This is a genomic window from Cyanobium sp. BA20m-p-22, from assembly GCF_024346275.1.
Lineage (GTDB): Bacteria > Cyanobacteriota > Cyanobacteriia > PCC-6307 > Cyanobiaceae > Cyanobium_A.
In genome coordinates this window covers 1-5,986 of sequence record NZ_JAGQCQ010000232.1, presented here as the reverse complement: position 1 = coordinate 5,986, position 5,986 = coordinate 1, and the positions used below count along the sequence as shown (strand labels likewise).

The following is a 5,986-nucleotide window of genomic DNA, read 5'->3' as shown; positions in this document are numbered from 1 at the left end:
TGCTCGAACACCTCATGGGCGCCGGCGCGGAACTCCAGGCTTTGCTGAGCGGAGGGGCCACTGAAGGCTGCCGACTGGCCGATAAGGATGGAGCGGGGCCCAACTCCCACCTCCGCCCGAGCAGGCAGGGAAACCAATCCTCCCCAAACCAGCCATGCATGCCCAAGCCATAGGCCCAACCACCATGCCTGCCCGGTGATGGGCTGTAGGGGAAGCCGGCCCATCAAAAAACGTACATTGTTATCTCATCGGTTCACACCAAGCTGAGCTCGAGTACACCTCCCAGGAGCGGTGCTTAACCCAGTCCTGCGGCCTCAGCTTGGATGAATGAGTCGGGCAAATTAGCCGGCAGATTGCCAGGGTAAGGGGGCTCTATGAACCCCCTTACAGAATGGATCAGCAGACCCGGCCGATCACTCCTTGATACGGGTCACGGACTTTTGGGCTGCCGCCTGAATCGATTCGCGCAGTGGAACGTAACCCAAATCATCCGCCAAAGCTTGATACTTGTCACTCAGCATCAAAGTGATCATTTGGCGGATACCCTCAGCCTTGGAACCATTTCCGTTGGCGTAGAAAAGAATGTAGGTGAGTGTAGCGATTGGATAGGCCCCCGAGGCAGAGGGGTTAGGGTCACCACCAGCCAGGTTCTTATCGAGTTTGATGCCGGCAAGAGCCTTGGCGCCGCTGGTGGCATTGGGTTGCACAAATTGACCAGCCTTATTCTGAATAGCAGCAGCCTTCAAGACTCCTTTGACAAAGGCTTGGTTGAGATATCCAATCGAGCCTTGTGTGGTGGTGAGGGTTCCGGCAACACCGTCGTTACCCTTGCCGCCCACGCCCACTTTCCAGTTCACCGACTTGCCGCTACCGATGGTCCATTCCTTCGAAAACGATTGCAGCGATTCTGTAAAGGCGGCGGTGGTGCCGGAGCCATCGGAACGGTGAACCACCGTGATGCTGCCATCGGCACAACCCAGCTGTTTCCAGTTTTTGATTGATCCCATGAAGATCGACACAACCTGCTTTTGGGTGAGCTTCAGGGAGCAACCAGGCTTGTTGTAGGCCACAGCGATCGTGCCACCCACAGTGGGGATCTGTACGACACCACGTTTAACACTTTTGATGTCCTTTTGACTGATGGGATCATCAGAAGCACCAAAGGCCACGGTTTCATTGATGAAAGCTTTGCGACCACCGCCAGAGCCGATGGCCTGATAATTCACCTTGATGCCAGACTTCGCCAGCATGGAAAACCAACGCTGATAAATCGCATCGGGGAAAGTTGCTCCTGCACCGGCCAGGCGCACGGCAGCTTGGGCGGCTGTCCCGCCGACGAGACCAGCTAGCAATAGGGCCGAAAAAGATTTTCGCAGGAAAGTCATTGGATAGGGGACAGTTCCTAATAGAGCCTATCAAACTGACTCCTCGACTAACGTTATGAAGTCATTAAGGGCACGCAAAGCGATGGGCAATATTGCCGGTTACGTGCAAACCCAGGGCATCACGACTGCAACGTAAAAAAAATGCCTCCCCAAAAAGGGGAGGCATTGGATGCGTGAAAGGTGCTGTCGTGGACTGCGTGAGGAGTCGAAGAAACTAACCAGGGATCAGAAGCGGAACGTGGTTTGAATCACGCCGCCCCAGGTGTAAGAACCTGAGTTGCGCTGGTAATCGCTAGCCCAGAAGATCGACGGAGTAACGGAAATATTGTCGGTAACTTGATACTTGTAGAACACTTCGTACAGCATGGACTCGGAGTTTGCCACGTCGGTTGAGAAGGGTGCTTGGCCGAAGGCAAAGCCCGCGCTGTTGCCTTGCAGGAACACATCCTTCCACTGGAAGCCCACCATCCATGATTGGGTGGTGATGGTTCGAGCCGAGGTTGCACTTGCGATGCCGGTACCACCTTCGTAGTAACCATAGCCAACGCTGATCGAAGGCATCCAGCCAGAATCCAAGGGCTCCCAGAAACCAGCAATGGAGACACCATTGAGTTCATTACCCGAACTCACAATGGAATTAGGCAGGTTTGCATCCCTCAGGGCGGAGTTTTGCGAACCATAACGGTAGGCAACAGCAGCACCGTAGTTCGGACCCCGCACACCAAACTGGGTTAAAACGTTAATACCGCTATCGTAATCGAAGGCACCAATAGTGGAATTCTCGTAGCCGGTTTGAGCAATGTAGTTTGCATCAAAGACGAGGTATGGCTTGCCCTTTTCAACTTTCTGCTTCCAGTTAAAGCCGAAGCCAGCACCGGTCGCCTTGTTGTAGGTACCGGAGGCACCCGCCAGATTGAAGAAGTCGAGGATGTCGGCCTTATAGGCGCTGGGGATGAAGGAAAGAATCTCAGTATTCCTTACAATGGCACCGGCGGTGAGTTTGATCTCATCGCCCACAGGGAAGGTGTAAAAGAGGCGGTCAATCCAAACGGAGTTTGTGCCAGAGCCTTGGGTTTCAGCCTTATCCAGCTTGAAGATCTGGCTGCCACTACCGAAGGGCAGGCTGCTGAAGTTACCGCTTCTTAGGCGTGTGCGCAGCAGATCCTTGCCGCTGAAGCTGGTGTCAAAGGCAAGGCGAGCGTCGTAATTGAACGTTGTGGCATTGGGCTTTGCCGTACGCGCTGCTGTTGCCGCAGATCCACCAACACAGCCAGTTGTACCAAAATTGCAGGCCTCAAGACGCTGGTTTGCGCCCGTGCCAGTGAGTCTGGTGCCACGAACTGCAGCGACCGCAGCAGTATTCGTGACAGCGTTGGAGTTGAAGTTCGGAGTGCCGCCAATAATCATGCTCACTTCACCACGCAGCCTGGTGGTGCTGGAGAACTGCTGGGCCTGCAGCTGGCCCACCTTCGACTCGAGACCATCCACCCGGGAGGTGAGCACGGTGAGCTCGGCGTCAAACTCGTTGAGCAGCTTCTGCAGCTCGTCGGTGACTTCGCTGATCCGATCGAGGCAGGCGTTCAACAGGGCCGCCGCTTCATAGCGGGTCATGGCGTTGCCGCCCTTGAATTTGCCATTGGGATAGCCGGCCACGCAGCCGTACTTCTCCACCAGATTGCTCAGCGCCTGGTAGGCCCAGTCGGTGGGCAGCACATCGGAAAACTGGTTGACGCTGGTGACCTGGTTTTTGGATTCCCAGGCACGGAAGCGATCAACGTCTTGCTGTTGCATGTATTCGTTGATGGCAGCATTGCCGTTCAACGAGGCCATTTCATTTGCGGAAGCGGCCATGGGGGCCACCACACCGGTGCCGGTTAAAGCCAGCAGCAGCATTTTGGAAAGGGTCATCGGGTCCTCACACCGATAGTGATGGCTTCAGACAGAAACCAAGCGCAACTTAACCAGCAGGGATTGGCTGGGCCAGCAGGCGGGCTACAGGGTGGATGTATCGCAGAGCACCTGGTCAAAGGGGCTTGAATGTTCATTGACAGGGCAAAGCTGGTTCTCCATGAGCTGTGGAGCTGGTAAGAAGTTCAGCCCCAAGGGCCGGCAAGTCGGCCCAAACCCAGCTTCAGCCTGTCTAATTTGCTGCTGGCGCCACCGCCCCAAAGCAGGTCACGCCGCAGCCGCCGGCGTTGCTGAGCGGGCAGCAGCTCCTGGGCCAATTCGCTCCAGCGCTCCCAGCAGTGGCTCTGGCTCACGTTTAGTAGCCAGGCCAATTGGGGCAATTTCAGCGCCAATTCGCTCTGGAGCTGGTCGTTGATGGCGCGCTGGAGCACCAGCAGGTCGTTGCATTCACCCAACAGCTCCTGGCCGCGCTTGAAGCGCCCGATCCATGGGGCGCTGCTGGGGCCCTGGAGGGGAGCCAGGTTCTCGAGCCGGTAGCGCACCTGCTTGAGCTGGCGGCGCAGTTCGTGCAAGCAGTCTGGATCTTGAGCCAAAGACCCCACCTGCCAGCCGGGATGGAGATAGAGCCCCGCCAGGCTTGGCAGCTGCCAATCGGCGATCCACGCTGCAATCGGCTGCTGGCCCAGGGCCGTGAATTCGGGCTGCTTGAACCAGCGCTGTAGCTGGGCCAGGCCCTCTAGGTAACTGGGGCTCTTGAGCACCTCCACCACATGGGCGTAGGCCAGGTGACGCTCGCGTCGCAACTGCTTGAGCACGGGGCGAAGGGTTCGCACCTCGGCCTCCGGAAGCTGGGGCAACAAGCCATCTTCCAGCCGCTCCCGCAACACATCTAGATCCCTGGCCATCCCCAGCCGGCGCACCCATTTGGCCAGGCGTTGATTGTTGAGCGCGGCGGGAACCTGCAGGGCGGGCTCAAACTGAACCAGGGTGGTGCTGAGCCGGCGCATCGCCACCCGCATCTGATGCAGGGGCTCGGTTCCTTCCCCCGCCGCAACCGGCGCCTGCAGCTGCACCAGCTTGCCCACCTGCTTCTGCAGGAGGTCAAGGGCATAGGCGCCATTGCTTACATCGCGAAGCTGCGCCATTGAGAGATCAACGGAATTCCGGTTTCTTGATACTCTCGAGACTACGTTGCAGCGCTTGTCCCGTAGTTAGTCCCACGGGCAGGTCGCCGCCGAAGGCCGTGCCGAGCACGTGGCGATAGAGCTTGCTTTCCACCAGGCGATAGGTGCTGGAGGGCATGGGGATATAGCCAGCTTGCTTTACGAACTTCAGCCCATTGGCGATGGTGTAGATCACAAATTTGCGCAGCTCAGGCCGCTGCCGCAGGGCCTTGTCGTTGATATAGATGAACAGAGGACGAGACAGGGGCACATAGGCTTCCTTCTGCACCGACTGGGCCGATGGGGTCGCCAACCCCTTCTTGCCCAGCACGGCCAGGGGCTTCAGCCGCTTGGCGTTGGCCTGGTAATAGGCAAAGCCGAAATATCCCAGGGCATCTGGATTTTTAGCTACGCAGGCCACCAAATCATTATCATTTTCACTGGCAAAATAATCAGTTCGTGAATTATCTTCGTCGCCATTAATGGCCTTATTGAAATAATCAAAGGTGCCGGAATCCTTGCCGGGGCCGCAGAGGCGGATTGGTCGATCGGGCCAATCCAGGTTCACCTGGTTCCAGCGGGTCACCTTGCCGGTTGCCTGCCGGTTCCAGAGCCGCGCCAACTCCTGGGTGGAGATCCGGGAAGCCCAGCTGTTCTTTGGATTCACCACCACGGTGATCGCGTCGAAGCCGATCGGCAGCTCCAGAAACGTCACCCCCTTGGCGGCGCAGGCCTTGAGCTCCTTGGCGCTGATCGGGCGGGAGGCATTGGCGAAAACCAGCTGGCCGCTGCAGAACTGGCGGAAGCCCGCCGAGGTGCCCGTCTCCTTGAGCTCAAAACGCACCTGGCGGTTGGCGCCACCCTTCTGGTAAGCCTCAATCGCGGTTTGAACCACGGGGAACACGGTGCTCGAGCCGCCGATGCGCAACGGCTCCGGTGCCGCCTGCGCCCCTGAGGGCAGCTGAGACAACAGCAGCGGGGCGAAAAAAGTCAGGATGGGGCGCATGACCTTGGCCATCACCCCAGAACTCTGGGCGACCGGGCGCTCAAAAAGGGTTAAGGCCAGGTTGTGCTTTGCAGGTTGGGCCCTCAGCGGGGGGCAGTCCAGTCTTGAAACCAACCACGCCGCCAGAGCCAATAGGCCTGAATCAAGGCCACCATCGCCATTAAAACCAGGGCATAAAGATAACCATAACGCCAGCTGAGTTCGGGCATGGCGGCAAAATTCATGCCGTAAATACCACCGATGAAGGTGAGGGGCGCAAAAATACTTGTAAGGATGGTGAGCGTTTTCATCACCTGGTTCATCCGGTTGCCCACGCTGGCGGCATAGGCCTGGGTGATCGCATCGCACTGATGCCGCAATAGCTCGCAATTTTCAAACAACAGCTCCACCAGCTCTGCCATCTCCTGGAAGCCCACCAGGGCCTCATCCCCCAGCAGCTGTTGCCGCTGGCGCAGCAGCACCCTGATCTGGTGGCGCAGGGGCCACACCTGGTTGCGAATCGTGCGCAGATTGCTGCGGTGCTC

At 57.8% G+C, this 5,986-nt stretch carries 5 protein-coding genes; all 5 read right to left on the bottom strand.

The window, feature by feature from the left end:
- Positions 1-413: 413 nt before the first annotated feature.
- Positions 414-1,385, bottom strand: coding sequence for a phosphate ABC transporter substrate-binding protein PstS (gene pstS, locus KBZ15_RS16595; protein ID WP_255016316.1), 972 nt, complete (start codon positions 1,383-1,385; stop codon positions 414-416).
- A gap of 225 nt (positions 1,386-1,610) precedes the next feature.
- Positions 1,611-3,293, bottom strand: a complete 1,683-nt coding sequence (locus tag KBZ15_RS16590) for an iron uptake porin (RefSeq protein ID WP_255016314.1) — start codon at positions 3,291-3,293, stop codon at positions 1,611-1,613.
- 185 nt (positions 3,294-3,478) lie between these two features.
- Complete coding sequence (locus tag KBZ15_RS16585; protein ID WP_255016312.1) at positions 3,479-4,438, bottom strand: CHAD domain-containing protein; 960 nt, start codon at positions 4,436-4,438, stop codon at positions 3,479-3,481.
- A gap of 7 nt (positions 4,439-4,445) precedes the next feature.
- A complete protein-coding gene (locus KBZ15_RS16580) occupies positions 4,446-5,474 on the bottom strand; it encodes a PstS family phosphate ABC transporter substrate-binding protein (RefSeq protein ID WP_255016310.1) in 1,029 nt (342 codons plus the stop codon).
- A gap of 71 nt (positions 5,475-5,545) precedes the next feature.
- A partial coding sequence (locus KBZ15_RS16575) for a CorA family divalent cation transporter (protein ID WP_315859912.1) occupies positions 5,546-5,986 on the bottom strand: 441 nt, incomplete at its 5' end.

Coding starts and splice junctions, on each gene's coding strand:
- KBZ15_RS16590 (WP_255016314.1), bottom strand. CDS start 3,293: ATGACCCTTTCCAAAATGCTGCTGCTGGCTTTAACCGGCACCGGTGTG.
- pstS (WP_255016316.1), bottom strand. CDS start 1,385: ATGACTTTCCTGCGAAAATCTTTTTCGGCCCTATTGCTAGCTGGTCTC.
- KBZ15_RS16580 (WP_255016310.1), bottom strand. CDS start 5,474: ATGGCCAAGGTCATGCGCCCCATCCTGACTTTTTTCGCCCCGCTGCTG.
- KBZ15_RS16585 (WP_255016312.1), bottom strand. CDS start 4,438: ATGGCGCAGCTTCGCGATGTAAGCAATGGCGCCTATGCCCTTGACCTC.